Annotated in this window: 24 protein-coding genes and 2 riboswitches; of the genes, 15 read left to right on the top strand and 9 right to left on the bottom strand. The window is 39.0% G+C overall.

The window, feature by feature from the left end:
• Positions 1-13: 13 nt before the first annotated feature.
• Genes ACFTQ7_RS02955 through ACFTQ7_RS02945 form a run of 3 tightly spaced genes read right to left on the bottom strand, consistent with a single transcriptional unit; the run spans position 14 to position 2,536 of the window.
• The gene (locus tag ACFTQ7_RS02955; protein ID WP_386827191.1) at positions 14-868 is read right to left on the bottom strand and encodes an SDR family oxidoreductase; all 855 of its coding nucleotides are present in this window, start codon (positions 866-868) and stop codon (positions 14-16) included.
• Complete coding sequence (locus ACFTQ7_RS02950; RefSeq protein ID WP_386827189.1) at positions 865-1,893, bottom strand: polysaccharide biosynthesis protein; 1,029 nt, start codon at positions 1,891-1,893, stop codon at positions 865-867. The genes ACFTQ7_RS02955 and ACFTQ7_RS02950 overlap by 4 nt, the downstream gene beginning before the upstream one ends.
• A 43-nt stretch (positions 1,894-1,936) precedes the next feature.
• Positions 1,937-2,536 carry a glycosyltransferase family 2 protein gene (locus ACFTQ7_RS02945; protein ID WP_386827187.1) on the bottom strand — a complete coding sequence of 200 codons (600 nt, stop codon included), beginning with the start codon at positions 2,534-2,536 and terminating at the stop codon, positions 1,937-1,939.
• A 294-nt stretch (positions 2,537-2,830) separates the two neighbouring features.
• Between ACFTQ7_RS02945 and ACFTQ7_RS02940 the strand changes: the two genes are divergently transcribed.
• Positions 2,831-3,931, top strand: coding sequence for a glycosyltransferase family 4 protein (locus tag ACFTQ7_RS02940; protein ID WP_386827185.1), 1,101 nt, complete (start codon positions 2,831-2,833; stop codon positions 3,929-3,931).
• A gap of 450 nt (positions 3,932-4,381) precedes the next feature.
• On the opposite strand, the gene ACFTQ7_RS02935 is transcribed toward ACFTQ7_RS02940, so the two are convergent.
• The 6 genes from ACFTQ7_RS02935 to ACFTQ7_RS02910 all read right to left on the bottom strand — a co-directional run bounded on the left by ACFTQ7_RS02935 (position 4,382) and on the right by ACFTQ7_RS02910 (position 11,648).
• Complete coding sequence (locus ACFTQ7_RS02935; protein ID WP_386827184.1) at positions 4,382-4,945, bottom strand: histidine phosphatase family protein; 564 nt, start codon at positions 4,943-4,945, stop codon at positions 4,382-4,384.
• 287 nt (positions 4,946-5,232) lie between these two features.
• Complete coding sequence (locus tag ACFTQ7_RS02930; RefSeq protein ID WP_386827182.1) at positions 5,233-8,733, bottom strand: S8 family peptidase; 3,501 nt, start codon at positions 8,731-8,733, stop codon at positions 5,233-5,235.
• Between the two features lie 284 nt (positions 8,734-9,017).
• On the bottom strand, positions 9,018-9,854 hold the full coding sequence (locus ACFTQ7_RS02925; protein WP_386827181.1) for an energy-coupling factor ABC transporter ATP-binding protein: 837 nt from the start codon (positions 9,852-9,854) through the stop codon (positions 9,018-9,020).
• Positions 9,851-10,624: a cobalt ECF transporter T component CbiQ gene (gene cbiQ / locus ACFTQ7_RS02920; RefSeq protein ID WP_386827179.1), complete on the bottom strand. Its 774-nt coding sequence runs from the start codon at positions 10,622-10,624 to the stop codon at positions 9,851-9,853. The genes ACFTQ7_RS02925 and cbiQ overlap by 4 nt, the downstream gene beginning before the upstream one ends.
• A gap of 3 nt (positions 10,625-10,627) precedes the next feature.
• Positions 10,628-10,900 carry an energy-coupling factor ABC transporter substrate-binding protein gene (locus tag ACFTQ7_RS02915; protein WP_079561978.1) on the bottom strand — a complete coding sequence of 91 codons (273 nt, stop codon included), beginning with the start codon at positions 10,898-10,900 and terminating at the stop codon, positions 10,628-10,630.
• Between the two features lies 1 nt (position 10,901).
• Positions 10,902-11,648, bottom strand: coding sequence for an energy-coupling factor ABC transporter permease (locus tag ACFTQ7_RS02910; protein WP_386827177.1), 747 nt, complete (start codon positions 11,646-11,648; stop codon positions 10,902-10,904).
• A gap of 145 nt (positions 11,649-11,793) precedes the next feature.
• A riboswitch (cobalamin riboswitch) is annotated at positions 11,794-11,978 on the bottom strand.
• A gap of 226 nt (positions 11,979-12,204) precedes the next feature.
• A riboswitch (cobalamin riboswitch) is annotated at positions 12,205-12,386 on the top strand.
• A 139-nt stretch (positions 12,387-12,525) separates the two neighbouring features.
• On the opposite strand from ACFTQ7_RS02910, the gene ACFTQ7_RS02905 reads away from it, so the two are divergent.
• From ACFTQ7_RS02905 to ACFTQ7_RS02840, 14 genes are read left to right on the top strand one after another with little or no spacing between them, the layout of a single operon-like run.
• The gene (locus ACFTQ7_RS02905) at positions 12,526-12,897 is read left to right on the top strand and encodes a (2Fe-2S) ferredoxin domain-containing protein (protein WP_079561980.1); all 372 of its coding nucleotides are present in this window, start codon (positions 12,526-12,528) and stop codon (positions 12,895-12,897) included.
• Between the two features lie 4 nt (positions 12,898-12,901).
• Positions 12,902-14,572, top strand: a complete 1,671-nt coding sequence (gene cobJ / locus ACFTQ7_RS02900) for a precorrin-3B C(17)-methyltransferase (protein WP_386827176.1) — start codon at positions 12,902-12,904, stop codon at positions 14,570-14,572.
• 14 nt (positions 14,573-14,586) lie between these two features.
• The gene (locus ACFTQ7_RS02895) at positions 14,587-15,501 is read left to right on the top strand and encodes a sirohydrochlorin chelatase (protein ID WP_386827174.1); all 915 of its coding nucleotides are present in this window, start codon (positions 14,587-14,589) and stop codon (positions 15,499-15,501) included.
• Positions 15,498-16,259 carry a precorrin-6A reductase gene (gene cobK, locus ACFTQ7_RS02890; RefSeq protein ID WP_386827172.1) on the top strand — a complete coding sequence of 254 codons (762 nt, stop codon included), beginning with the start codon at positions 15,498-15,500 and terminating at the stop codon, positions 16,257-16,259. Before ACFTQ7_RS02895 ends, cobK begins: the two co-directional genes overlap by 4 nt.
• 12 nt (positions 16,260-16,271) lie before the next feature.
• The gene (locus ACFTQ7_RS02885) at positions 16,272-16,931 is read left to right on the top strand and encodes a precorrin-8X methylmutase (protein WP_386827171.1); all 660 of its coding nucleotides are present in this window, start codon (positions 16,272-16,274) and stop codon (positions 16,929-16,931) included.
• Positions 16,931-18,064 carry a cobalt-precorrin-5B (C(1))-methyltransferase gene (locus ACFTQ7_RS02880; protein ID WP_386827169.1) on the top strand — a complete coding sequence of 378 codons (1,134 nt, stop codon included), beginning with the start codon at positions 16,931-16,933 and terminating at the stop codon, positions 18,062-18,064. Before ACFTQ7_RS02885 ends, ACFTQ7_RS02880 begins: the two co-directional genes overlap by 1 nt.
• The gene (cbiE, locus tag ACFTQ7_RS02875; RefSeq protein ID WP_386827167.1) at positions 18,021-19,241 is read left to right on the top strand and encodes a precorrin-6y C5,15-methyltransferase (decarboxylating) subunit CbiE; all 1,221 of its coding nucleotides are present in this window, start codon (positions 18,021-18,023) and stop codon (positions 19,239-19,241) included. Before ACFTQ7_RS02880 ends, cbiE begins: the two co-directional genes overlap by 44 nt.
• Positions 19,234-19,941 carry a precorrin-2 C(20)-methyltransferase gene (gene cobI / locus ACFTQ7_RS02870; RefSeq protein ID WP_386827166.1) on the top strand — a complete coding sequence of 236 codons (708 nt, stop codon included), beginning with the start codon at positions 19,234-19,236 and terminating at the stop codon, positions 19,939-19,941. The genes cbiE and cobI overlap by 8 nt, the downstream gene beginning before the upstream one ends.
• Positions 19,941-20,726, top strand: a complete 786-nt coding sequence (cobM, locus tag ACFTQ7_RS02865) for a precorrin-4 C(11)-methyltransferase (RefSeq protein ID WP_197143132.1) — start codon at positions 19,941-19,943, stop codon at positions 20,724-20,726. The genes cobI and cobM overlap by 1 nt, the downstream gene beginning before the upstream one ends.
• Positions 20,719-21,840 (top strand): cobalt-precorrin 5A hydrolase, encoded by a 1,122-nt coding sequence (locus ACFTQ7_RS02860; RefSeq protein WP_386827164.1) that lies wholly within the window; start codon positions 20,719-20,721, stop codon positions 21,838-21,840. Before cobM ends, ACFTQ7_RS02860 begins: the two co-directional genes overlap by 8 nt.
• Before the next feature lie 11 nt (positions 21,841-21,851).
• A complete protein-coding gene (locus ACFTQ7_RS02855) occupies positions 21,852-23,219 on the top strand; it encodes a cobyrinic acid a,c-diamide synthase CobB (RefSeq protein ID WP_386827163.1) in 1,368 nt (455 codons plus the stop codon).
• On the top strand, positions 23,212-23,850 hold the full coding sequence (locus ACFTQ7_RS02850) for a precorrin-2 dehydrogenase/sirohydrochlorin ferrochelatase family protein (RefSeq protein ID WP_386827162.1): 639 nt from the start codon (positions 23,212-23,214) through the stop codon (positions 23,848-23,850). Before ACFTQ7_RS02855 ends, ACFTQ7_RS02850 begins: the two co-directional genes overlap by 8 nt.
• Positions 23,847-24,614 (top strand): uroporphyrinogen-III C-methyltransferase, encoded by a 768-nt coding sequence (gene cobA, locus ACFTQ7_RS02845; protein WP_386827160.1) that lies wholly within the window; start codon positions 23,847-23,849, stop codon positions 24,612-24,614. Before ACFTQ7_RS02850 ends, cobA begins: the two co-directional genes overlap by 4 nt.
• Positions 24,615-24,646: 32 nt before the next feature.
• On the top strand, positions 24,647-25,207 hold the full coding sequence (locus tag ACFTQ7_RS02840; protein WP_386827158.1) for a nitroreductase family protein: 561 nt from the start codon (positions 24,647-24,649) through the stop codon (positions 25,205-25,207).
• Position 25,208: the final 1 nt, after the last annotated feature.

Here is a 25,208-nt window from a genome sequence, read left to right as displayed (position 1 = left end):
TGAACCTCCAAACTCATTTAAAATAATGAGGATACAAATCTTTATGCTGCCATATCCAGTTTTTCATCTCAAGGATCATTTCTTCATAGCTCGGTACGGTAAATGAAAAATCTTTCCTTGTGTTGACTAGTGTTTTATCAATGTTTACGAGGGGATATGGCTGAATCGTACCTTTATTTTCCTTGAAATGCGTATTGAATAATTGCAGGAGATCATACTTTGAAATACTGCTATTGTTGACGAGGTGGTAGAGGCCTGTTGTACCTTCAAGTGTTGCACGTTCAATTGCTTTTGCTAGTGTTAGGGTCGTAACTCCAGTCCATATTGCACCTGTATAGCCGCGAATAGAATTATGTTGTTTCATAAACCAATTAAAAAGGCCAATGCCATCCTCCTTCAGATCAGGACCGATGATAGAATTACGAAACGTTAGATGTTGAGTGCTTTCGATTTCTCCGAGTCCCTTCGTACGATCGTAAAAGGTTTCCCCATCGCGAAGGCTTTTTTCATGATAGGGAGCGGCTTTTCCTGAGAATACACAATCTGTACTTAAATGAATAAGCTTAGTGTTATTGTTTGTTAATAAAGATTTTATGGCATGAGGCAAATAACTATTGAGATATACACTTTTCTCGCGGTCTGTTTCACAGGCGTCATTTAATACACCGATACAATTGACCACAACATCATAGTCGTGATCTAAAATTAGTGATTTTAAAAAATTTGTATCTGTAATATCTCCCGTAATATTATTTCCGCAAGAAAAGGCGGATCGCGAATAGGTTGTTACATCATGCCCTTGGGCGTACAAATAGAGTGAAATTGTGTGACCAGCCATTCCAGTAGCTCCAAGTACTAAAAATTTCAAGGTTTTCCTCCCATCCAATTTTGTAATTCTTCTTGAATGAGAGGAAGCTTTAATAATTTTTCTTTTATTTCAGCGACGGATAGTATTTTCGTATTAGTAGAGTTGTATTCGTCGGTCAACGTAATTTTAGGAGAGCCCTCATCAAGATATTTTCCATAATTTAAATCACGGTTATCTGCAGGGATTCTATAAAAATTCCCCATATCAATGGCCTTTGCAGCTTCTTCCTTTGTTAATAACACTTCGTAAATCTTTTCGCCATGTCGTGTTCCGATAGTTTGTATTTTATTATGACCTTGAAAAATTTCTAGTAATGCCTGTGCTAAATCCTCAATATAAGCAGCTGGTGATTTTTGCACCATAATGTCCCCGTTGTCAGCGTGTGAGAAGGCGTATAAAACTAATTCTACTGCCTCATCAAGGCTCATCATAAAGCGTGTCATTTTAGGATCAGTAATCGTTAAAGGCTTGCCGGCTTTAATTTGTTCGATAAATAAAGGAATAACAGAGCCCCTTGAAGCCATGACATTTCCGTATCGTGTTCCGCAAATTAATGTTTTCTCCGGATGAACCATTCTAGACTTAGCAATAAACGTTTTTTCCATCATAGCCTTCGAAATTCCCATTGCATTTACTGGATAAGCAGCCTTATCTGTAGACAGGCAAATAATTTTTTTAACACCAGCTTGAATAGCCGCAGTTAAAACATTATCAGTGCCTAGGATGTTCGTCTTGACTGCTTCTAGTGGAAAAAATTCGCAAGAGGGGACCTGCTTAAGAGCGGCTGCATGGAAAACAAAATCGACATCATACATCGCATTATGAATGCTTTGGATGTCACGGACATCGCCTATAAAAAATTTGATTTTCGGATGTTGATAGAGTTTACGCATATCATCTTGTTTCTTCTCATCTCTTGAAAAGATGCGTATTTCCTTAATGTTGGTATTTAAAAACCTCTTTAATACTGCATTCCCAAAAGAGCCGGTGCCGCCAGTAATGAGAAGAACTTTATCTTTAAACATTATATTGTTAATTACACCTCCTGCATGCATGGAAATAAGGGCGTTATTTTAATCCTCTTCGATGTAAATCATATTCAGAATTTTCCCTTGGGAAGTTATACCAGTATGCTAATTCATTTGTATATTTACTTGTCGGGTTTTTATCCATTAAAGCACAATTAAAATCCCAATCCCCTGCAATATCTTTTCTTATGGTAAAGGTTGCATCACCTATAAAACTTCTTCGAATAATTTTAAATTGTCCAGGTAATGTGTATCGATTTGATTCATCTTTTATAAATGCATAGCCTTCCTTTGTAAGCATGTTGTAATAATAAATATCAAACTGACCATCTACTTGGCCTAAGACGTTTCGAATAGCGGGTAAGTAGTGATCATCACTATCTATGATAGCTACATAATCACCAGTAGCTTCTGCCATACATCGATTATAGGCTACACTTGCACCCAAATTAGTTGGATGAGTAATTATTTTTAAGGCTGGACAGTTTTTTTGATAGTCCTCTAATAGAGCTAAAGTATTGTCGGTTGAGCCGTCATTGCATACGATAATTTCATAGGCGTATTCTTTAGGAATACTTTCTAACAATGTCAATATCCACTCTTCACTATTGTAGGCTGGTGATAAAAAACTAATTTTCATATAAAACCTCGATTCTTTTTTTGTTAGTAGAAGTGTTCAATAGGCGTAAGTAGAGTTTTAGAAAGTCTATACTTTTTACTTTGATTGACATAACGGATTCTTTATTACAATATGCGTTGCAAGAGTGGTTCTGTAGGCAATGGCTTACATTCGTTAGTTATTTAAAAGAGAGAAAAGCATTTTAAAATAAGGTGATTTTACTAGTGTGATAATGGTACTTATACTAATCTTTTCACATTATTGAACAAGAAATCATAATTTAATGAAATGCTTCATTTAAAAAAGGGGGATGTTATGTCAAAAAAGATAGCCTTCATATGTAGTGTGGAATCGTATAAGCTCTCCGATGCACATATTTTCAAAGATTTATGCCTAGTTCCTATTTTGTTAGGTGAATACTTAGGCTTTGATGTTACTATTGTAACGACTGAAATGAATGAAGCATTATTGAAACAAACCTTTCCTTCTGTCACTTTTCAACATATTCCGTTTGAGGATGACTATGTTGCTAATATGAATAGTTATTTAATAGAGCATGCGAAGGACATCGATATTGCATTTGCGATAGGGCCGTATCCATCGTATTTATCGATCTTAAAAACCTATAAAAAGTTTAATCCAAACGGAAAAATTTATATGAAATTAGATGTTAATCGGTTTTGGTTAAGTCGATTAAAAACTTATCCGTATTTTACGGAGTTACTCCAGCTTTGTGATGTACTTTCGTCCGAATGTGAATCTATTCAAAGCTCTATTCATGAATTTACCAATTTGGATATTAAACGTATTCCTAATGGCTTTTATGAGCTGTTTCAAACAGAGCCTGTTCCATATAAAGAGAAAGAAAATAGAATAGTAACGGTAGGTCGTTTAGATGCTCCTGAAAAACAAATTCTTCTAGCGGTAAAAGCATTTTTAGAAGCACAGCTTGCAGATTGGGAGTTTCGGTTAATAGGTCCAATGTCAGAGGCGTTTAGACAGGAGCTGTTGAACGTGCTGGATGGAAATCCATTTGCAGCACAGGTCATAATGTTGGGACCGATTTATGATAAGGTGCGACTGGAAGAGGAGTATAGAAAGGCTAAAATCTTTTGCCTTACCTCTGTAGTAGAATGCTACGCTCATGTATTTGCTGAGGCCGCAAAGAATGGTTGTTATATCGTTACGACTGATGTCGATGGGGCGGCAGATATTACCCATAATCAGCGCTTCGGGATAATTCATCCGACACATGATTGGCAAAGTGTTGGGCGGACATTGCAGCAAGTAACGAAACAGGAAGCTTTATTGGCTGATGCATGTGAACACCTCCAAGCTTTCGCAAGAGCGGAATTAAATTGGAAACATATTGTGCAAAAAGTAGCCGAATATTTAGAGGAAAAGCCAATCGGATAAGAGGAGTATATTCCGAGAATGGAGTGAAAACAGGGCGACCATATTTATATTAGCGTCGCTAGAAGGGGAATAAAGCACGCTTCTTCTTGACCAATACCCTATAATAAGAACCCCTGAAAAGAGTGCATAGTTGGAGCGGAAATAACTCTCTCGTTATCGTGAATAAAACACGAATGCTTCATAAAAAAGTAAGCGCCAAATACTACAAACCTCCTAATGAATTAATAATCGTGAGACAATCAAAATAATCATTCATTAGGAGGTTTTTTCATGACCAAATCAGAACGTCATCGCTTATGGTACTAACATATCAGGCCTTTAAGACAGTAGTGAAAAAAGTGTCGCTGCCTGGTTTTTTAAACAGGACGTACCTGTTAAAGTATGTATTGTTGGTACAAAAAGACGCGCTCACAAAACCCAACTTTTTTTAAAGAAAGATATCGATAGAATTTAAAAACTTATTTTTGTAACAGAAATTAAATGATAACCATTAAAGGTTAATTTATATACATCAGGTTTTTCTGTAGATTTCCAGAAGTCATATCCATATGAATGATCAAAATAATTTATTATACTTGTCATAATATTACCGTGTGTCCCGATAGCTACATTTGTGAAATCTTGATTTTCAATGATTTTAAGTATTATTGGTAAAGATCTATACTGTGCTTCTCTAACACTTTCTCCTCCATCCAATCGAAAATCTAAATTTTTATAGGAATCCTTCATTGCTTGTTCAATTCTATCTTCTGACAATTTATAATTCCCTTTAAGTGTTCTTTCTTTTAAATTTTCTTCAATAATAATTGTAGAAGGATGGTCAATTAATCCATCTAATGTTTGTAAAGATCGTGTATATGGGCTAGATAATACTGCATCAAAATGTACTTTTTTCAATGAGGCTACAAGTCTTTTTGCTGATTTTATGCCTTCCTCAGAAAGTGGGCGTTCTCGTTCCTGTGCAAAAATAAATGGAGAATGTGCATGTCGAATAAAATAAATATTTGTTTCCAAATTTTTCATCTCCTTTTCAAATACTTTTTCTTTATCGTAAGCTAAGTTTTGGAAAATATAAAGTTATCATAATTAATTTCCATATGGATTCCTCAACGAACTAGAGGAGTGAACAATACTTTTCGATTAATATCAAAAAAGCGCGAGAAATCAACGTTTCTAAAATTGATTTCTTGCGCTTTTTAAAGTTTTGACTTGCTTTCCTAGCCTTAGTCTTTTAAACTACCTTCAACCGAAAATTCTATCTTTCTACTACGTTTATTTTTTCAGTCCAAGGGGTGGATATTTTATTTTATTTCTAGTGTATATGGTTGAGTACTAGCTTTGCCGTAGTATTCACTTACTTCAATAAAGTAAGTTCCTTTATCCAATGTGACTGTACCTACTTCAGCATCTCCAGCTCCGTAATAATCTAAAGTTTGTACTGTTTTTCCTTTTGCATCAATAATACGAATGACGCCATCTAGTGCTTTTTCTGTTTTAAGAGAGAAGGACACATCGCGTTTGCTGTCGTTTTTAAATTCAAAATAGTCTTTATCACCAAATGCAACACCTGCATTTAGATATTGCTTAGCTACCCATTTACCGTCTTTTTTCGTAAGTACAGTCGGTTTTGTCGGTACACCGTTAACTAACTTGGAATCGGCATCTTCATCTGCATTTTTATGATCAAATAAAGTTAAAGTATACGGTTGGATTGATAATTGCCCAATGTGGCTTCCGTTGAGGACAATAAAATACCCATGACCCTGTTTGGCTTTAAAAGAAGTATTTAGATCTGTTGTCCCGCCAAGACCGAGTAGCATTTCGATAAGATCTTCACCTTGTCCAAATTGAATTTCTGTTGCCATTTCTTTTGGATCAATTTTTCTATTGCCATTTGTATCTTCTATAATGGAGCCTGAAAACTTCAAGTCATTTTGAAGTTCTTTTGGTAATTGATCTAGCTGTTCTTTTGTATATGGTACAGAAGAAATAAGAAGGCTCATGATTTCGTCTTTGCCATATTGTTTATAATAGTAGAAATCTGTATTATCTTGATAAATGAGATGATCTTTGTAAGTAGTACCTGGTTGAATCTTCATAGCAGTTTTTGGTGTATTATGATTTGTTTTATCCTCTTGTGGAATAGTTGCCATTTTACTTGTTTTAAGTGTATACGGTTCAGAAGAACGGTCACCAAGATTCATTACTTTTACAACATAGGTTTTATCCTTTTTCAATGCAATTGTCTTCGCTTCGTTTTCATCAATTGATGATCCAAGAAGTAGACTAAGTATCCCCATATCGTTAGTTAATGAAGAAACTGGGATTAATTCTTTTGTTTCCTCATCGTATTCGAATATAGTACCAGCTGGTGATTGGTTAATACCTTTTTGAATGTTGAACCCATAAACGGCATTATCTTTAGCTGTAAATTTGAAGTAATCTTCATCATCTTCAGTTTGGAAGTATGCTTTTTGATCTTGACCAATATCAAAAGGAATCGCTTGTTCCATAATTTGCTCAACGTTTTCTGGTTGTTCCATAGCATCTGGATTCATGAACATATTCATAAAATCATTCTTTTGATTACGTTTTTTTGTTGTATATTCATTAAAAGATAAAAGATCGTCATCGTCTTCTATGCTGCTTTCTAGCATTCCTTCTAATGAAAGGCCGTCTTCATCTTCTGGAAGGGTAACGACTTCACCTTTTAATGTGTAAGGAATGATGGATTCACTAACAGTTGCTTCAGTATCAATACCGCCGCTATAGAACATTTCAAGTGTAGAATTGAAATTGTTTTCATTAGAGACGCCGATTACATATTTTTCATTAGGCTCAGCATCGACAACTAAGCTTACTCCATCGCCTGTATCCGTGCCGTAAGATGCTCGGATTGGGTATGCCTCACCAAATTCTTCTGCATCGACTTCCTCTGACTGTAGAAGATCAAAATCATCTTTTAGATAAAGCTCCATCGATGCAGTAACACCTGGAATACCAGATAAATCAAATTTCAATGTCGTTGGTTCATTTACTGAAAATGTAAAGTAATCTTTGTCACCTAGATGATCTTCAGAAAGTAGGGTATAGTTTTTCCCTTCTGTACTGAATGGGAATTTTTCAATATTCTCCATATGCTCCATATCTAATGAATCAATTGGTAATTTTTTAGTTGTTTGGGCTGTGAAGACGTATTTAGACTGGCCCTTTAAGCTGTAGCTACCATTATAATCCTTAACTCCTACAAGAAGGGTTCCCTTTTGTTCTGCTTTATATAGGTATCCTTCTTCCTTGCCTACACGAACATCATTGACGTTAATTGGTTCTACTTTTTTATTAGAACCTTCAGGGTAGAAGTACAAATCAAATGCATAATCATATTTGTCTGCACCTTTTAATGTCAGTTGAGTATATTCATTTGCATCTAGATCAACCTTGTACCATTTCTTTTCGTCCGGTTGGTTGAATGAACCTTTTTCAGTATTTAAAATATCCTTTTTAAGGACTTTTGCATTTTTTATGCGATCTTCTTTTGTTTCGGAATACTGTTTAGGTAGATTATTTATATCAAACTGTAATGCTTTTACAGGATCTACAAGACCATTTCCAAATGTAAGATCATAGCCATTCTCACCTAAATCTTTTGCTGTCATTTCGAGAATAGCTTCTATTTCATAAGGTTTTAAATTTGGATATTTTGATTTTAGTAGGGAAGCCACACCTGCAACTACTGGAGACGCCATTGATGTACCACTAATTTTTGCAAAGGATGATCCTTTTTTCTCATCATGAACGGTACTATAAATATCTTCACCAGGAGCTACTAGATCAACCGATGGACCGTAATTAGAATAGTCTGATAGTTTGTTTTGATCATTCGTAGAACCTACACTAATAACACCTTCGTATGAAGCGGGGAAGGCATAATTATCTGTCGATTCATTTCCAGCAGCTGCTACAATGGTAATTCCTTTATCAATGGCTTTCTGAACTGCATCCTCTATCAGTGGAGATGACCCGAAGCCCCCGAGGCTCATATTGATAACATCGGCACCTTGCTCAGTAGCGTAAAGAATTCCTTGTGCAATGGCGAAATCACTAGCCCCTGCTTTCCCGTTGAATACATCGATCGGAAGAAGTTTGGCTTTTGGATTAATTCCGTGTCCACCAATACCATTATCTTTTGCCGCGCCAATAATTCCTGCTACATGTGTTCCATGTAAATCTGGAGAAGCTGTATTGGCTGGTGCTGCAGCGTTATATGGTGGGAGCACTTGAGATTTTAGATCCGGATGTTTAAAATCCACACCGCCATCGATAACGGCTACTTTTACCTCATGATTGCCCGCTAATTGTAGTGCTTTATCAATTTGAAGTAGATTTAAATGATACATATCCTGTTTCTTTGGATCTGTTTTCGTACCAAATGAATGATACACATAGCTTGGGGATACACTTTTAACCCCTTTTTGCTGAGCGTAATATGAAACTGCTTTTTCTAAATTTGTTCCTTTGTTCAGTTGGATAACATCGTAACCTAATGAAGGAATAGAGCGGATCACTTTTGTTCCAATTTTGTTATGCACACTCTTATCAAGACCAGAATGTTTGACAATAATCGTATCCTGACTAATCCATTCCTTTTGATTTTTGAATGCTTGGTCCTTATTGCTAGCTACTTTCACTAAATCTTGGCTCTTTGTTGTTTTTTGTGGAGCTTCAGCAAAGGCAGAAGCAGCAGGAACCATTAGTGCAGCAGACGCTACTAGAGCGACTGATTTTTTCTTCCAGTTTTTCAACTGTTTTCCCTCCTTGGGTGTATTAAATATTTGGGCAATCTCTACTATTACGAATAAGTAATAGAAAAGTTTCATAAATGAGGATATATTTTTCTCAGTTTCCAATCTATATTTTACCATTATGTTCTGCCCGTCGTAAAGAATTGGTAGAAAGTAGATGGAATCCCCATAGGATCACTAAAGTAAAATTCACATCCTTCCAGATAGCAGCTGCCATTCCTACTCGAATGAAAGAGTAGTAGAATGTATTAGCCACAATAAATTTCAACTATGGACAAATTGTCTTAAAGCTGCTCTATAAGTCTATGTAAATCTTCCTTAGAACGAGGCATTTTGATGTTTTTCTCAAATAGTTTTTTGTTTTGTAAAGCAGTGGCCATTTCGAAGACCCATGGGCGTTCAAGATGGGCTCTTTCAAGTAAATCATCTTGAAAGAACAGTTCTACGGGATCCCCATTAAAAATAATTCTCCCAGCTTCCATGACGACTATTTGATCTGCCCATTCATAGGCTAACGGGATATCATGAGTCGCCAGTAAAATGGTTCGTTCGCCGTTTTCTAACGTAGCTAAATATTGTAAAACTTGTGCACTATAATAATTATCTAATCCAGCGGTCGGTTCATCTAATAATAAAACAGAAGGTTCCATTGCTAGCACTCCTGCCATTGCGACACGTTTTTTCTGTCCAACACTTAAAAAATGTATCGGTTTATCGAGCAATGCTTCAACCTCGGTTTGAGCGATAGCCCAAGCAATTTTTTCTTCAATTATTTCAGTTGTCCAGCCAAGATTCAGAGGTCCAAACGCAATATCTTGTTTAACAGTGCCAGAAAAAAGCTGGTTGTCTGCATCCTGAAAAACAATACCAACCTGTTGACGTAATTCTTTTAATGCTTTTCTACTATAGTTGAGTGCTTTCCCTTGAAAGGATATACATCCAGCTGTAGGCTTCAAAATTCCATTTAAATGCTGAAATAATGTTGATTTTCCAGCACCATTATGACCAAGTAAAGCAATTTTTTTCCCTTTTGGAATTTGAAGTGTAATGTCTGTTAAAGCATGAGTTCCATCTGCATAAGCGTAAGATAAACGTGTTAATTCAAAGTATAAGTTTGTCATGAGAAAAAACCTCCATAAATGATGAGGAGTATAAAAATTGCAACAATACCTAGCCAATTTTTCGTGTTATAAGTAATCTCCTCCTGCCAATAGACCGTCTCGCCACCACGTGCTTCCATCGCATTGTTTAGTTCACGACTACGTTGGAACATCTCAACAAATAAAGCAACAATCAGCATGGAGACCGAGCGAAGCCACTGAATAGGGGAGCTGTACCCGAGACGAGCCTGCTGAGCAAGATGAATTTTTTGCATACTATCTAAAAAGATAAAAATAAAACGATACGTTAGTGCTACTAGCTCTACGAATAGAGTGGGCAGTCGCCATTGTCGCAGGACATAACAAATAGATTGGACTGATGTCGTAAGAATTAAAAAATACAAACAGCTTATACTGCCAAGTACGATGAAAAAAAGCTGTTGCGCTTTCACTAAGCTCGCAATGCCAACAAATAGTGTCCAATGATGAATAGAAATTGACCAAATAGTTGGAGGTACCGTGCTTGTTGTTGGCGCTATAGAAATTAAAATGGATGCTAGACTCGAAAGTAAAAAAAATCCGGGTAGCAATAGTAATTTTGCGTAATATTTAGCTGGGATTTTTGCACCTAAAATGATAAAAGCACTCATCACAATAAATGTAATGAGTGAGGTTCGTTCATCTCTCATGATAAGCGACAATAAAAGCAGTCCAAGGGAAAACGTCATTTTTTCTAGCGGATGAACAGACGCTAGTTTATTCATATAAGCATACTTATCAATGAGTAACATCGCTTACCCCTCTTTATGTTTACCGCGCATTAAGCCGATGAAATAGCCAATAAATCCGGCTCCAATAGCAGCTTGGAGTGCGAATAATAAGCTTTCTATTTCACCACTTGGTGGCTCCCATAAGCTTTCAAACCAAGGCTCGTAGTTAGCATCTATTTCACCAATTGCTGCCTCCGCTTCGCCATCAGCACCTTCAAAATCTGCGCCTTTTTGAATGAAGAGGGGGATGATTGCTAACAACACAACAATTGCTAAGAGCAGTAAATTTTTTTTCATGTTAGTGAGCCTCCTTTGCCGAGAAAACGCGTAAAGCTTTTAATTCGCTCACATTGTATTTTTTTAAGAAGTTCATAACGATCACTGTTAAAATGCCTTCGCTAACAGCAAGAGGAATTTGCGTGAACGCAAAAATACTAGCAAACTTTGTAAATGAAGCCATAAAGCCTCCGACTTCAGAAGGGAAGGCGAGAGCTAATTGTACAGAAGTGACAATATATGTACCTAAGTCACCAAGCATTGCTGCTAAAAAGACAGCTACTGAAAATGATAATCCCATTTTTTGAGAGCCCTTAAAAACATAATAAGCAATAATAGGACCAGCAATTGCCATAGAAAAGGCATTAGCACCTAAAGTCGTCAGCCCACCATGTGCTAAAAGCAAAGATTGGAATAATAATACAATTGTCCCGATAACGCTTATTGCTAATGGTCCAAAAAGAACTGTTCCAAGACCAACCCCTGTCGGATGTGAACAACTACCTGTTACAGATGGGATTTTTAAAGCTGATAGTACAAAGGCAAAGGCACCAGATAATCCTAAAATCATTTTTGTTTCAGGATTTTCATCAATAGTTTTACGAATAGAACGTAATCCTAAAATAATAAATGGAATGGATAAGACCCACCAAAAAATCGCCCATTCAATTGGCAAAAAGCCCTCCATAATGTGCATCGCAAATGCACGATCTGGCACGAATAAAAATGCCAATAAGAAATAACTAAGCTTCCAACCTGAGAATTTCAAAACCTCTCCTCCTCACATTAAAATAGTTAGAATTAGTATGCGATGAAATCAAAAAAGCACTTCTCCAATTGTGGAAAAGTGCATAGCTAAAAATGCAAATAAAATTCTAATTTGCTCAGCCGCATACCTATCCTCGTAGGTTCAAACGATCACATATTTTTCGGCAGGTCTCCTGGCTTTAGATCAACGTTTTATAGGCCTTCCCATCCTTTGGACAGTGACATTATCTATAAAACTCCCTAGTACAGTGGCGGGACCGCGCCGGACTTAAACCGGCTTCCCTTTTAAGCGAAATGATGAACAATTCGCACCGAAAAAAGATGAAGTTGTGATTTCACGACAAAGTGTAACATGATTTTCCATATATATGCTATACTTTTTAAGAAAAAATTTTTAATTGAGTGTCTATGTCGAAAATTTAGATAAATAGAAAAGAAATGTCATGTTTTTCATTAAAAAATTACTGAAAATGTCACAAATTTAGAAAGAAATATTGAAATTTTAAAAAAATAGGCTATGATAGAAACAGTTTTTAATTTTAAAAAAATAATAATTTCATATAAAACATTCATAAGTGCTTGAATATTTTCAAGATAATAGGGAAATCGGTGAGAATCCGATACAGCCCCCGCTACTGTAATAGCTGATGAAATCGCGGATGCCACTAGTGAGAACTAGGAAGGCGCGAAAGTAAAAGGAAGCTTAAGTCAGGAAACCTGCTTATGTGATGATACATGCAAACTTTTCGGAGGGAGAAGTTGAAGCGAGAACGAGTACCTGTATATATTCGTTTTTATTTGGCTTCTACTAAACCTTTACTCTTCGTCTAGAGTAAAGGTTTTTCTTTTTCCTAAAAGCAAATGAGGGGAGAAAAACTATGACAACTTGGAATTTAGAGGGGATGAAAACACATCTTTTTATATGCAATGGTAGTAGCTGTATGAAAAAAGATGCTGAGGACATTACTCAGGCAATTCGTGATGAAATACAGGTACTGGAACTTGATAAGGAAATACATACGACAAGGACTCGCTGTAATGGTAGGTGTAAAGATGCTTGTGTTGTCATTGCTTATCCTCAAGGGAATTGGTACCGCGTGCCGACAACAGAGCATGCGAAGGCACTCGTACAAGATTTAAATCATGAATCTTTACATAATGAGCATGTCTTTACTTTACGTGAAGGATCTTTACAGCGTACAGCACAAACAACAGCCATTAAAGGTATTGAAAAGGTGAAAGAGGGGTAACAAAATGGCGCAAAAAGGTAAGATTTTCGTAGTTGGCTTTGGCCCTGGAGACTTTAAACATATTACGACTCGTGCTGTAGAGGCACTACAACAAAGTCATATGATTATTGGTTATAAAACCTATGTTGAGCTTATTCAAGATTTAGTTAGTGCAAAGTCGATTATTAGTACTGGTATGACAGAAGAAGTTTCACGTGCACAGGAAGCGGTACGTCAAGCAGAGGCTGGAAGTATCGTATCGGTTATTTCCAGCGGTGATGCCGGTGTTTATGGGATGGCTGGATTAGTGTATGAAGTATTAATCGAGCTAGGATGGACTGAAGCTACTGGTATCGAAGTAGAAATTGTTCCAGGTATTTCTGCTATTAATTCGTGTGCAAGTTTACTAGGTGCTCCTATTATGCACGACGCTTGTACAATTAGTTTGAGTGACCACTTAACACCTTGGAATTTAATTGCTAAGCGAGTAGAAGCAGCGGCGATGGCGGATTTTGTTATTGCGCTTTATAACCCAAAAAGTGGACGTCGTACGAGACAAATTGTAGAGGCTCAACGAATTTTATTAGAATATCGTTCGCCAGATACACCGGTTGGACTTGTGAAAAGCGCGTATCGTGACCGTCAGGAAATTACGATGACGACTTTAGCAGAAATGCTTGAACATGATATCGGCATGTTAACAACCGTTATTATCGGGAATTCAACAACATTTTTCTATGACAATAAAATGATTACACCACGTGGTTATCAGCGTAAATATACACTTGGAGAAGAAAAACAGCCGTTACGACCACATCAACGACTAAAGGAAGAAAATGAACCATGGGCAATGAATCAAGAAACTGGGGCAGCGCGAAATGATTTTGCAACAGATCCGAATGCCAATCGTATAAAGCCCAGTTTAGCTATAACACCACAACCAAAGCCTAAAAAGTCATCCCTTGAAATGGCAACAGCAGCTCTGGCAAAGGTGAAGGGAACTAACGCTGTGAAAGTAACATCTAAGCTCGTTCAACAAAAAATCGAATCGGTTTTTGAATTAGCTGTTAGTCCTGGGGTAGCCAATAAGTTTTTTACTCCTCAACAAATGATGACCTTAGCTGAGGTAGTTGGTGAGGAAGGAACGATGGAGTATACACCAGACCACCAAATTCATTTAAAAATTCCTACGTCTGAGCCAGGAGAGATTACAGCAAAGCTTCGTGAAGTGGGCTTTTTACTAACACCAATTGGTGACGTACTTTCGTTAAAGGCTTGTGATTTTTGTTACGGAGAAAAAACCGATTCGATCCCATATGCGGAAGAGATTCAAGAAAAGCTTGGTGGCATGTCGTTACCGAAAACATTGAATATTGGTTTTAATGGCTGTGGTATGGCGTGTTATCGAGCCGTATTTGATGATATTGGCATTGTTTATCGTAAAAGTAAATTCGATGTTTTTATTGGTGCCAAGCCAGTTGGTCGGACAGCACATGCGGCTCAGCCTGTTGTTGAGGGATTAGAACCTGAACAGCTAATACCGCTTATTACCGACATTATCGAAGAATATAAAGCAAATGCACATCCAAATGAACGTTTGTTTAAATACTTCAAGCGTGTGAAAAAGATCCTACATTTTACGTATCAGGATATGTCTTCAAAAATAAAAGTTGAGCCAGCTCCATGCGGCGACTAGTGAGGGGTAATGAGATGAAAGCAATTTTATTTGTCGGCCACGGGAGCCGTTTAGAAGCAGGAAATGAAGAGGTACGCACGTTTATCGAGCAAATGAAACCTCGTATTGATGAGCGTTTTTTAGTAGAAACATGTTTTTTAGAGTTTGCCTCGCCGAACATCGAAGAAGGTATTACGAATTGTGTGAAGAAGGGCGCTACAGAGGTGCATGTTATTCCGATTATTCTTCTTCATGCTGGACATTCAAAAATGCATATTCCAGCAGAAATCGAACATGCGCGTGAGCATTATCCAAATATTACGTTCACATATGGTCAAACAATCGGTATCCATGAAGAAATATTTGCGATTTTAGAAGATCGTTTAGCAGAAATCGGCTTTAATGCTGAAGAAGAACATAAGGATACTGCGGTTTTATTAATTGCACGAGGCGGCAGTGACCCATATGCAAATGGTGATTTTTATAAAATTACACGCCTGTTATGGGAGAAACTCCCGGTTCAATATGTAGAAAGCGCATTTATGGGGGTTACAGATCCTCGTGTTGAAGAAGGAATTGAGCGCTGTGTGAAGCTTGGTGCTAAAAAAATCATTATGCTACCGTACTTTTTATTCACTGGTATCTTAATGGAACGAATGAATGGTATGTGTAAGCAATTTAACGAAAAATATGCTGACTGTGATATTCAAATTGCCAATTATTTTGGCTATCATGATCGTTTACAAAATGTGTTATTAGAGCGAATTGAACAAGCTGTGAATGGTACATCAACAGGTATGCAAGATTTAGAAAATTATCGTGCTTATGCGGCGGTTCATGGACATGCGCATCATCATCACCACCACGATCATGATCACGACCATGACCACCATCACCACGACCATGATCACGACCATCATCATCACCATGAAGAGGAGCCGGTGAAATGATTTTCATGTTAGCGGGGACGAGCGATGCTAGGAATCTAGCACTTGAACTACAGTCAGCAGGTCATGCTGTGACAGCTACGGTCGTTACTGAATCAGCCGCTTCAAGCCTTGCAGAAGTAGGCCTTCCTCATCTAGTTGGTCGTTTAACGGCGGAGGAAATGGCGACGATTATTACCGAGCGAGGGTCTCGTTTAGTTGTAGACGCCTCTCATCCATTTGCTGAAGAAGCTTCAAAAAATGCCATGGCGGCAGCAGAGCAAGCAAATGTTCCGTATATTCGCTATGAACGTGCTCATGAGCATTATGCCCATCCACTAATTACGGTTGTGAAGGATTATGAGGAGGCTGCCCATTTAGCAGCGGAAAAACGTGGAGTCATTATGCTAACGACGGGCAGTAAAACACTAGCGACTTTTACAAAGGTGTTACATGGCTTAGAAAATACGCGAGTGATTGCACGTATGCTTCCTCGACTCGATAATATGGAAAAATGTGAAGCACTTGGTGTGGCACAAAGAGATATTGTTGCCATACAAGGCCCATTTTCAAAGGAATTAAACGAAGCCCTCTTTCGTCAATATAATGTGACATTGATGATTACGAAAGAAAGTGGCAAGGTTGGCTCGGTGGATGAAAAGCTAGAGGCAGCCCTTGCATGTGGCATTGAAACAATTTTAATTGCAAGACCAAATATAAAATACGGACAGCAATATTCTACATTTGAAGATGTATTACATGCTGTACAAAACACACTTTAGGAGGCAATACAAATGGACTTTAAAACAGATTTCAAACCATTAACAGTAGACCCAGATAAAATTTACGATTACAGTTTCTCAATTATTGCAGAGGAAATGGGCGAGCATAACTTCTCAGAAGACGAGTGGAAAATTGTACGCCGCATCATTCACGCTTCTGCTGACTTTGAACTAGGACGTAGCGTTATTATTACACCAGGAGCGATTGAAGCAGGTATTAAATCAATTCTTGCAGGTCGTCATGTCATTGCAGATGTGCAAATGATTGAAAGTGGTTCAGGGAAAAAACGCTTCCAAAAGCATGGTGGGGATCTACACTGCTATATTGCAGATGAAGACGTTTCAATTGAAGCGAAAAAACAAAACACAACACGTGCGATTATCTCTATGCAAAAGGCTGCTAAATTACATGAAGGTGGTATTTACGCAATTGGTAATGCGCCGACAGCATTGCTTGAATTAATTCGTTTAATTAAAGAAGGTTTAGCGAAACCAGATTTAATTATCGGAATGCCAGTTGGCTTCGTTTCTGCTGCTGAATCGAAGGAAGAGCTATTAAAAATAGAAGGTATTCCGTACATTACAAATGTTGGTCGAAAAGGCGGTAGTACAGTGACGGTTGCCGCATTGAATGCTGTCTCACTTTTAGCGGATGAACAGGCGAAAAAATAATGGAGCGGAAGCCTAAAAAAGATCCTAAAGACATGCGTCACGGTTATACAACGGGATCCTGTGCGACTGCAGTAACGAAGGCTGCATTACTTGCCTTAATTACAAATGAAGAGCAAGAAACTAGTACCATTCATTTACCGATTGGGCGAGATGCGACCTTTACGATAGAAAAATGTATATTTCAGAACGATGCTGTTAGCTGTGAAACGATTAAGGATGCTGGTGATGACCCAGATGCAACCCATAAAGCACTCATTGTTGGCACAGTAAGCTGGTCAGATATACCAGGCATTCATCTGGACGGTGGAATTGGTGTCGGGCGTGTAACAAAGCCCGGCTTACCAGTACCTGTTGGAGAAGCAGCCATCAATCCTGTGCCACGAAAGATGATTCATAGTACTGTACAAGGCGTACTTGATGAATTTCAAATTAAACGAGGCGTTAACGTAGTTATTTCCGTCCCTGAAGGTGAGGAAATTGCTAAAAAAACGTTAAATGGGCGCCTTGGTATTATTGGAGGCATCTCCATTTTAGGCACAAGGGGAACCGTCGTGCCTTTTTCGAGTTCCGCGTATATGGCCAGCATCGTCCAAGCGATTAGTGTTGCAAAAGAGGCTGGTTGTGAGCATTTAGTTGTCACTACAGGTGGACGCAGTGAAAAGTATGCAATGGCACAATACCCTGATTTGCCAGAGGAAGCGTTCATTGAGATGGGCGATTTTGTTGGCTTTACATTAAAGCATTGTAAGCGACTTGGTATGAAGAAAGTATCGCTTGTTGGGATGATGGGGAAATTCTCGAAAGTGGCACAAGGTGTCATGATGGTGCACTCCAAAAGTGCTCCTATCGATTTTAATTCTTTAGCTCAATTAGCAGTGGATATAGGGGCTGATGAAGAAACCGTAGCCGAGGTACGAGAGGCTAACACTGCTTCACAAGTTGGTGAAATTATGGCGGAAAAAGGTTATGATGCATTTTTCAACCGTTTATGTGAGGCGTGCTGCTATTCATCCATACATCACATTAAGGGCGGTTTAACGCTTTCCACATCGATTTATTCGATGCAGGGACAATTATTAGGAAGGGCTGATGACATTGCATCGATCGATGAAATTGATTGGAATCGGGGATAACGGACAAGAAAGCTTACTACCACAATACGTGCAGTGGATTGAAGACTGTGAGGTGCTTGTTGGTGGAGATCGTGTTCTAGAATTTTTCCCGAACTTTACCGGTGAAAAAATGTTGATAAAAGGTGGTCTTTCAGCGCTAGTTGAAAGATTGTCTGCGGAAACGAGAAATACAGTTATTTTAGCGTCAGGAGATCCACTATTTTACGGAATCGGTGGGTATTTAGCGAAAAAGCTAGACATTGAAGTTTATCCATATATGAGCTCAGTGCAGCTTGCTTTTTCTAAGATGGGAGAAAGCTGGCAGGATGCGTATGTCACAAGTATTCATGGGCGCTCGATGAAAGGTTTAGCACAACGTATTGATGGTAAAAAGAAAGTGGCACTGCTAACAGATGCAGAGAATAATCCAAATGAGTTGGCACGTTATTTAAAGCATTTTGGCATGACAGAATACCGTGCATTTGTGGCAGAAAATTTACAGGGCACAAATGAAAAATTCGGCTGGTATTCGCTTGATGAATTAGAAATGGCTGATTTTTCTCCTTTAAACGTAGTCATTCTACAGCAAACTTCAGTGCCGAAATGCTATGCACTCGGTATTGATGATGAAGAATTTTCGCAGCGTAAGCCCGATAAAGGTCTAATTACGAAAAAAGAAATTCGTGTCTTAAGTTTACAAGCAATGCAGCTACAAAAGGATAGCATCGTTTGGGACGTTGGTACATGTACTGGTTCGATGGCTATTGAGGCCGGTAAGCTTGCACCAGAAGGTCAAATATTTGCCGTAGAAAAAAACGCACCTGATTTGGATAATTGCTTGCAAAATCAGCAAAAGTTTCGTGTAGATATTACAGCTATTCATAGTAAAGCGCCAGTGGGACTTGAAAACTTCCCTGACCCGGATGCGATATTTATCGGTGGTACAGGAGGAGAAATGGTGGAGCTCTTACAATTATGCTGTTCACGTTTAAAGGCAAACGGTCGTATTGTATTGAATGCTGCAACTATTGAAAATTTATATAAGGCTGTCGAAGCGTTTAAATCTTGTGGCTTTGCTGTTGATATATTGCAGGCGCAACTTGCACGCAGCAAACCAATATTAGATATGACACGTTTTGTCCCATTAAATCCGATTTACATTATTTCTGCATATAGAAAGGAAGAAAATCATGAGTAATCTTGGTATTTTATATGGCTTGGGCGTAGGTCCTGGCGATCCAGAGTTAATAACAGTTAAGGCATTTCGTGTCATTCAGGAATCCCCTGTTATCGCGTATCCGAAAAAACTAAAGGGCAGTAAAAGCTACGCACATCGTATCGTAGATGTCTACATTAACCCGGAAGAAAAGGATATGCTTGGCTTAGTATTTCCAATGACAAAGGATGAAGCTGTATTAGAACGTGAATGGACGAAATCAGTTCAACTTGTCTATGAAAAATTACTAGAAGGTAAGGACGTTGCATTCGTAACAGAAGGAGACCCATTATTATATAGTACGTTCATTCATATGATGAAGCTTATGCAGGACATGCACCCTGAAGTTGAAATTCGAACAGTTCCTGGTATTTCTTCGTTCAACGGTTCAGCATCACGACTTGGAATTGCGCTGGCAGATGGCGATGATCGTGTTGCCATTGTACCTGCTCATGATGACTATGAGGCTATGCGTGAAGCGATTGAAAGTCACGACGCAGTAGTGTTCATAAAAGTAGCGAAGGTTATTGATTTAATGCTTGAGGTACTACGTGATTTAGACTTACTTGATAAGGCATCAGTCGTAACGAAGGTAACATCTGATGAGGAAATCATTTGGGATGTACGCGAACTAGACGGTGTCGATCTAGAATATTTAACGTTAATGGTGGTGCGTAAATAATGAAGAAAATATATATTGTCGGCGCTGGTCCTGGTGATCCAGATTTAATTACAGTTAAAGGCTTACATATGCTACAAACAGCAGACGTTGTTATGTATACAGATTCTTTAGTGAATGAAGACCTGATTGCAAAGGCAAGACCAGATGCTGAAGTTATTCGTACAGCAGGTATGCATTTAGAGGAAATGGTAGCGGTCATGGTAGATCGTGTTAACGCGGGTAAAGTAGTAGCTCGTATGCATACGGGAGACCCTGCTATGTATGGTGCAATCATGGAGCAGGTGGCCCTATTAAAAAAAGAAGGCATTGGTTATGAGGTTATTCCTGGTGTAAGCTCTGTTTTCGCTTCTGCAGCGGCAATCGGGGCTGAATTAACAATTCCTGACTTAACACAAACACTTATTTTAACGCGTGCCGAAGGACGTACCCCTGTACCAGAATTCGAAAAGCTACGCGATTTAGCGAGTCATCACTGTACGATCGCATTATTCCTAAGCGCAACGCTAACGAAGAAAATAGTAAAAGAATTACAAAGTGCTGGCTGGGCTGATGATACGCCAGTAGCTGTTATTCAACGAGCTTCTTGGCCAGATCAAAAAATCGTACGTACAACTTTAATTGAACTGGATGAAGCAATGCGTGTGAACGGTATTCGTAAGCATGCGATGATTTTAGCTGGCTGGGCATTAGATCCGACTATTCATGATAAAGATCAATATCGTTCGAAATTATATGATGCTACTTTCACACATGGCTTTAGAAAAGGTGTGAAGACAAGTGATTGAGTTACAAGAGGGCGTCTTACCAGAGGTTGACCAACGAAATCCATATGCAGTTGTCGCCATTACAAAGCATGGTGTTCAAATTGGACGTCGCTTGCAGCATACTTTTGCTGCGAGCGACTTATATTACATGAGCAAATTTGAGCAGGGGGATGAAGCAGAAAAGCATATTCAAATGTTTACAGGTACTGTGCGTTTACTGCTTCCTACTCTTTTTAAGCAATATAAAGGCTTAATTTTAATCATCTCACTCGGTGCAGTTGTTCGCATGATAGCACCGATTTTAAAGGATAAAAAGACAGATCCAGGCGTAGTTGTTATTGATGATCGTGGTGAAAATGTAATTAGTGTTTTATCGGGACATCTTGGTGGCGCCAATGAGCTGACGCATGAAGTTGCTGCGGCGCTTGGAGCAAATCCAATTATTACGACAGCTTCAGATGTGCAAAAAACGATTCCGGTTGATTTATTTGGGGCACGTTTTGGTTGGGTATGGGATAGTGCTGATAAACTGACACCTGTAAGTGCCTCTGTTGTAAACGAGGAGCACGTCGCAATTGTTCAGGAAACGGGGGAACGTGACTGGTGGATGCGTGACACACCGATGCCAGAGGAAATTAAAATTTATCCGTCAACATATGCGGCGATTACAGCGAAACCACATGGGACATTGCTCATTACTGATCGCATCATTGAACAAGAGGAAGAAGTGCTTCTTGAAAATGGTGTTATTTATCGACCGAAATCCGTCGTGCTTGGTATGGGGTGTAATCGCGGGACATCTGTGGAAGAAATTGAGCAAGTTATTGATGAAACTCTTGCTGAGCTGAAGCTTTCGAAAAAAAGTGTCAAAGCGTTATGTACGATTGATTTAAAGAAAGACGAGCAATGCTTCCTTGAAATAACGAAGAAATACGATTGGGAATTTGTTACATATTCACCAGCGGAATTAAATGAAATTGATTTCCCATCACCTTCGGAAACCGTTTTTAAATATACCGGAGCATACGGAGTGAGTGAGCCTGCCGCAATGCGTTATACGCAAGTGGAGTCGCTTGTGCTAGAAAAGAAAAAATCAGGCAATGCTACTATTTCTGTTGCTAGATTAACATTTTAAGGAGGAAGCCTATGCAAACAAATCGCTTTGTACTTGCAGGTACTGGCAGTGGAGTTGGTAAAACAACCTTTACTATTGGACTCATGAAAGCATTACAAGAAAAAGGCAAAATTGTGCAGGGCTTTAAATGTGGTCCAGATTATATTGACCCTACTTATCATACTGCTGTTACAGGACGGGTATCACGTAATATCGATAGCTGGATGTTTTCACATGAAGCAGTGCGTGATATAGTTGCGCGCGCAAGTGAAGATGCTGATGTTTCCATTATTGAAGGAGTAATGGGCTTTTATGATGGCAAAAGTCCACTATCGGATGCTGGTTCTGCAGCAGACATTAGTGTTGTAACAGAGAGTCCTGTTATTTTAATTGTCAATTGTGCGAGTATGGCACGAAGTGTAGCGGCAGTTGTGAAAGGCTTCCAATTGTTATCCGATCAACCGAATATCGTTGGCGTTATTGCCAATCAAGTAGGAAGTGTCGGCCATTATGAAATTGCGAAAGCTGCTATTGAGCAGGAGTGCGGTATTCCTGTGATCGGCTATTTGAAGCGTGAGCAAGGGATTGATATTCCTAGTCGCCATTTAGGGTTAGTGCCAGCAATTGAACGAGGAGAACTCGATACATTTTTTGATAAGCTAGGCTCTTTAATGGCGGAAACGATTGATTTAGAGCTATTGCTTGAATTAACAAAGGCTCCTGTTCTACAAGAATCAGGGCAACTATTTGCAGAACAACCATCACAAAATATTTGCATTGCCGTAGCAAAGGATGCCGCGTTTAACTTCTATTATGAAGAAAATTTGGCGCTGCTACGTGCAAAAGGAGCAGAGCTGCAATTTTTCTCACCACTTGCGAATGAACCTGTTCCCGCAGAAGCAGACGGTTTGTATATAGGTGGGGGGTTCCCAGAGGAATTTGCAGATATTTTAGCGGAAAATTCGGATGTCAAAAAGTCTATTCGTGAAGCGGTTGCCAAAGGTCTACCGACATTAGCTGAATGCGGAGGCTTCATGTATTTGACGGAGGCTATTACGAATAGTAATGGTGACCGTTATGACATGGTTGGTGTTATTCCTGGAGAAGTAGCGATGCAAACAAAGCTAGCAGCTCTAGGTTACCGTGAAATTTTTGGCACACAACATAATTTTTTAATTGGTACGGATGAAGAAGCTAAAGGACATGAATTCCACTATTCAAAATATAGCGGCTCAAACAATACGCCTGCCTATGAAACGAAGGGGCGCTTTGGTAACAAACAAGAGGGCTACCAAGCTGGAAATTTAGTAGCTGGCTACACTCATTTTCATTTTGTATCGAACCCAAAGCTAGTTGACAATTGGTTAACAGCTTGTAAGAAGGTGAAAAATCATGACTAATTATTTTCCTATTCACATGAACATTGAATATAAAACCGTAGTAATTGTTGGTGGGGGGCACGTTGCAACACAAAAGGTTGCATCACTGCTACCGGCTAAAGCGAATATTGTCGTTGTAAGCCCTACTCTAGATAACTCATTGTTGCCACTTGTGGAATCCGGTCAAATTACGTGGCATGAAAAAGAATTTGAACCGCGTGATTTAGATGATGCATCACTCATTATTGCGGCAACAAATGATACGTCCGTAAATGAGGCTGTACAAGAAGCAGCCCAGCATTGGCAGCTCATCAATCGTGCTGATGCACAGGCTGAAAGCGACTTTATAACGCCTGCAACAGTGCGCCGTGGTCCTTTAGTGTTAACTGTTTCAACGTCAGGTGCCAGTCCAGCGCTAGCGCGTAAAATTAAAGATGACCTCGAAGAGCAATTTGATGAAGTCTATGATGACTATGTATGCTTCTTGCAGCAAGCACGTTTAATGATTGCTGCGAACTTTGAAAAAGGTCCAGAAAGACGCAACGCTTTACAAGCATTACTGGAACCAAGCTTACTAGAATGGACACGCAATGGAGAGATTGATAGACGTGAAGCATTTTTACAACAAATACTGATGGGAGTAGCGCGATGAAAGACGGAAAAGTGTATTTAGTTGGAGCTGGACCAGGAGATCCGAAGCTCATTACAGTGTACGGGCTCGAATGTATTCAAAAGGCAGATGTCATTGCATATGACCGCCTTGTGAACCCGAAATTACTAGAGTTTGCAAAAAAAGATGCTGAGCTTGTGTACTGTGGTAAATTACCTGGAAAGCATCACTTAATTCAAGATGAGATTCATACATTACTCGTCGAAAAAGCGCAGGAAGGCAAGATTGTCACACGTTTAAAGGGTGGCGATCCATTCGTTTTTGGTCGCGGTGCAGAGGAAGCGGAAATCTTAAAAAATAATGGTATTGCTTATGAAATTGTACCTGGTATTACAGCAGGAATTGCTGCACCGGCGTATGCTGGTATTCCTGTAACACACCGTGATTTTGCAACAAGCTTTGCTCTTGTAACAGGGCACGGTCGTGAGGAAAAAGGACAGGACTTTTTAAATTGGCCTGCACTTGCAACAGGTATTGATACAGTTGCCTTTTACATGAGTGTCGGTAATATCGCTTATATTTCTCGAAAACTCATCGAAAATGGTCGTAAGGCAACAACCCCAGTCGCTGTAATTGAGTGGGGAACAACAGATCAACAGCGTACCATTACAGGTCAGCTTGATGAAATAGCTACTATTATTGAACGAGAAGGCTACCATAACCCGTCCATGATTGTCGTTGGCGAGGTTGTCAATGTACGAGAGAAAATTCAATGGTTTGAAGAGCAAGGGCTTGCCCTTTCATAAAAAGTTATTTGAGCATAAGGAGGAAACACATCATGACAGTAATGGAGGCTTTAAAAAATCGTCGGGCGATTCGCAATTACACGAAACAGCCTGTTGAAAAAAAGAAAATCGAGCAAATTTTACAAGCTGCCACATATGCTCCAAATGACCGTATGCGTGAGCCTTGGCATTTTTATGTTATTCAAGACGATGCGATGAAACGCTATGAGGAAATGGCAAATGCTTATTTACAGGAGCGATTCCCTACAAAGCCCAATTTAGTAGAAAGCTCGCTAAAGGTTGTTCAAACAACGCCTGTTGCCATTGTTGTTACAGCAGATATTGTAGAAAATGATGCTGATGCAACAGCAGATAATGTCTTTGCCGTATGCAGTGCCATCATGTCTATGTGGCTTGCCGCAGAGGAGTTAGGGCTTGGTTTTGTATGGCGTACACGCGGTGTAGGGCTAGTTCATGACCCACGTATGCATGCATTTATAGGCGCAAATGAATCACAAAAAGTAGTAGGAACAATCTTTATTGGCTATCCAGAAGAGCAAGAGCTTAAAGACAAGAAAAGAAGCCCAATCGAAGAAAAAACAACATGGCTTTAAG

Source organism: Lysinibacillus sp. NPDC056959 (assembly GCF_042674095.1).
Classification (GTDB): domain Bacteria; phylum Bacillota; class Bacilli; order Bacillales_A; family Planococcaceae; genus Lysinibacillus; species Lysinibacillus zambalensis.
This window is presented reverse-complemented; position numbering and strand designations above follow the sequence as displayed.

Bases quoted from the DNA above. Each gene is read 5' to 3' on its own strand.
- cbiQ (WP_386827179.1), bottom strand. From the start codon at position 10,624: ATGTTACTCATTGATAAGTATGCTTATATGAATAAACTAGCGTCTGTT.
- ACFTQ7_RS02950 (WP_386827189.1), bottom strand. From the start codon at position 1,893: ATGTTTAAAGATAAAGTTCTTCTCATTACTGGCGGCACCGGCTCTTTT.
- ACFTQ7_RS02925 (WP_386827181.1), bottom strand. From the start codon at position 9,854: ATGACAAACTTATACTTTGAATTAACACGTTTATCTTACGCTTATGCA.
- cobI (WP_386827166.1), top strand. From the start codon at position 19,234: ATGAGTAATCTTGGTATTTTATATGGCTTGGGCGTAGGTCCTGGCGAT.
- cbiE (WP_386827167.1), top strand. From the start codon at position 18,021: ATGACATTGCATCGATCGATGAAATTGATTGGAATCGGGGATAACGGA.
- ACFTQ7_RS02855 (WP_386827163.1), top strand. From the start codon at position 21,852: ATGCAAACAAATCGCTTTGTACTTGCAGGTACTGGCAGTGGAGTTGGT.
- cobK (WP_386827172.1), top strand. From the start codon at position 15,498: ATGATTTTCATGTTAGCGGGGACGAGCGATGCTAGGAATCTAGCACTT.
- ACFTQ7_RS02850 (WP_386827162.1), top strand. From the start codon at position 23,212: ATGACTAATTATTTTCCTATTCACATGAACATTGAATATAAAACCGTA.
- ACFTQ7_RS02840 (WP_386827158.1), top strand. From the start codon at position 24,647: ATGACAGTAATGGAGGCTTTAAAAAATCGTCGGGCGATTCGCAATTAC.
- cobJ (WP_386827176.1), top strand. From the start codon at position 12,902: ATGGCGCAAAAAGGTAAGATTTTCGTAGTTGGCTTTGGCCCTGGAGAC.
- ACFTQ7_RS02880 (WP_386827169.1), top strand. From the start codon at position 16,931: ATGGAGCGGAAGCCTAAAAAAGATCCTAAAGACATGCGTCACGGTTAT.
- ACFTQ7_RS02945 (WP_386827187.1), bottom strand. From the start codon at position 2,536: ATGAAAATTAGTTTTTTATCACCAGCCTACAATAGTGAAGAGTGGATA.
- ACFTQ7_RS02895 (WP_386827174.1), top strand. From the start codon at position 14,587: ATGAAAGCAATTTTATTTGTCGGCCACGGGAGCCGTTTAGAAGCAGGA.
- ACFTQ7_RS02915 (WP_079561978.1), bottom strand. From the start codon at position 10,900: ATGAAAAAAAATTTACTGCTCTTAGCAATTGTTGTGTTGTTAGCAATC.
- ACFTQ7_RS02905 (WP_079561980.1), top strand. From the start codon at position 12,526: ATGACAACTTGGAATTTAGAGGGGATGAAAACACATCTTTTTATATGC.
- ACFTQ7_RS02940 (WP_386827185.1), top strand. From the start codon at position 2,831: ATGTCAAAAAAGATAGCCTTCATATGTAGTGTGGAATCGTATAAGCTC.
- ACFTQ7_RS02885 (WP_386827171.1), top strand. From the start codon at position 16,272: ATGGACTTTAAAACAGATTTCAAACCATTAACAGTAGACCCAGATAAA.
- cobM (WP_197143132.1), top strand. From the start codon at position 19,941: ATGAAGAAAATATATATTGTCGGCGCTGGTCCTGGTGATCCAGATTTA.
- cobA (WP_386827160.1), top strand. From the start codon at position 23,847: ATGAAAGACGGAAAAGTGTATTTAGTTGGAGCTGGACCAGGAGATCCG.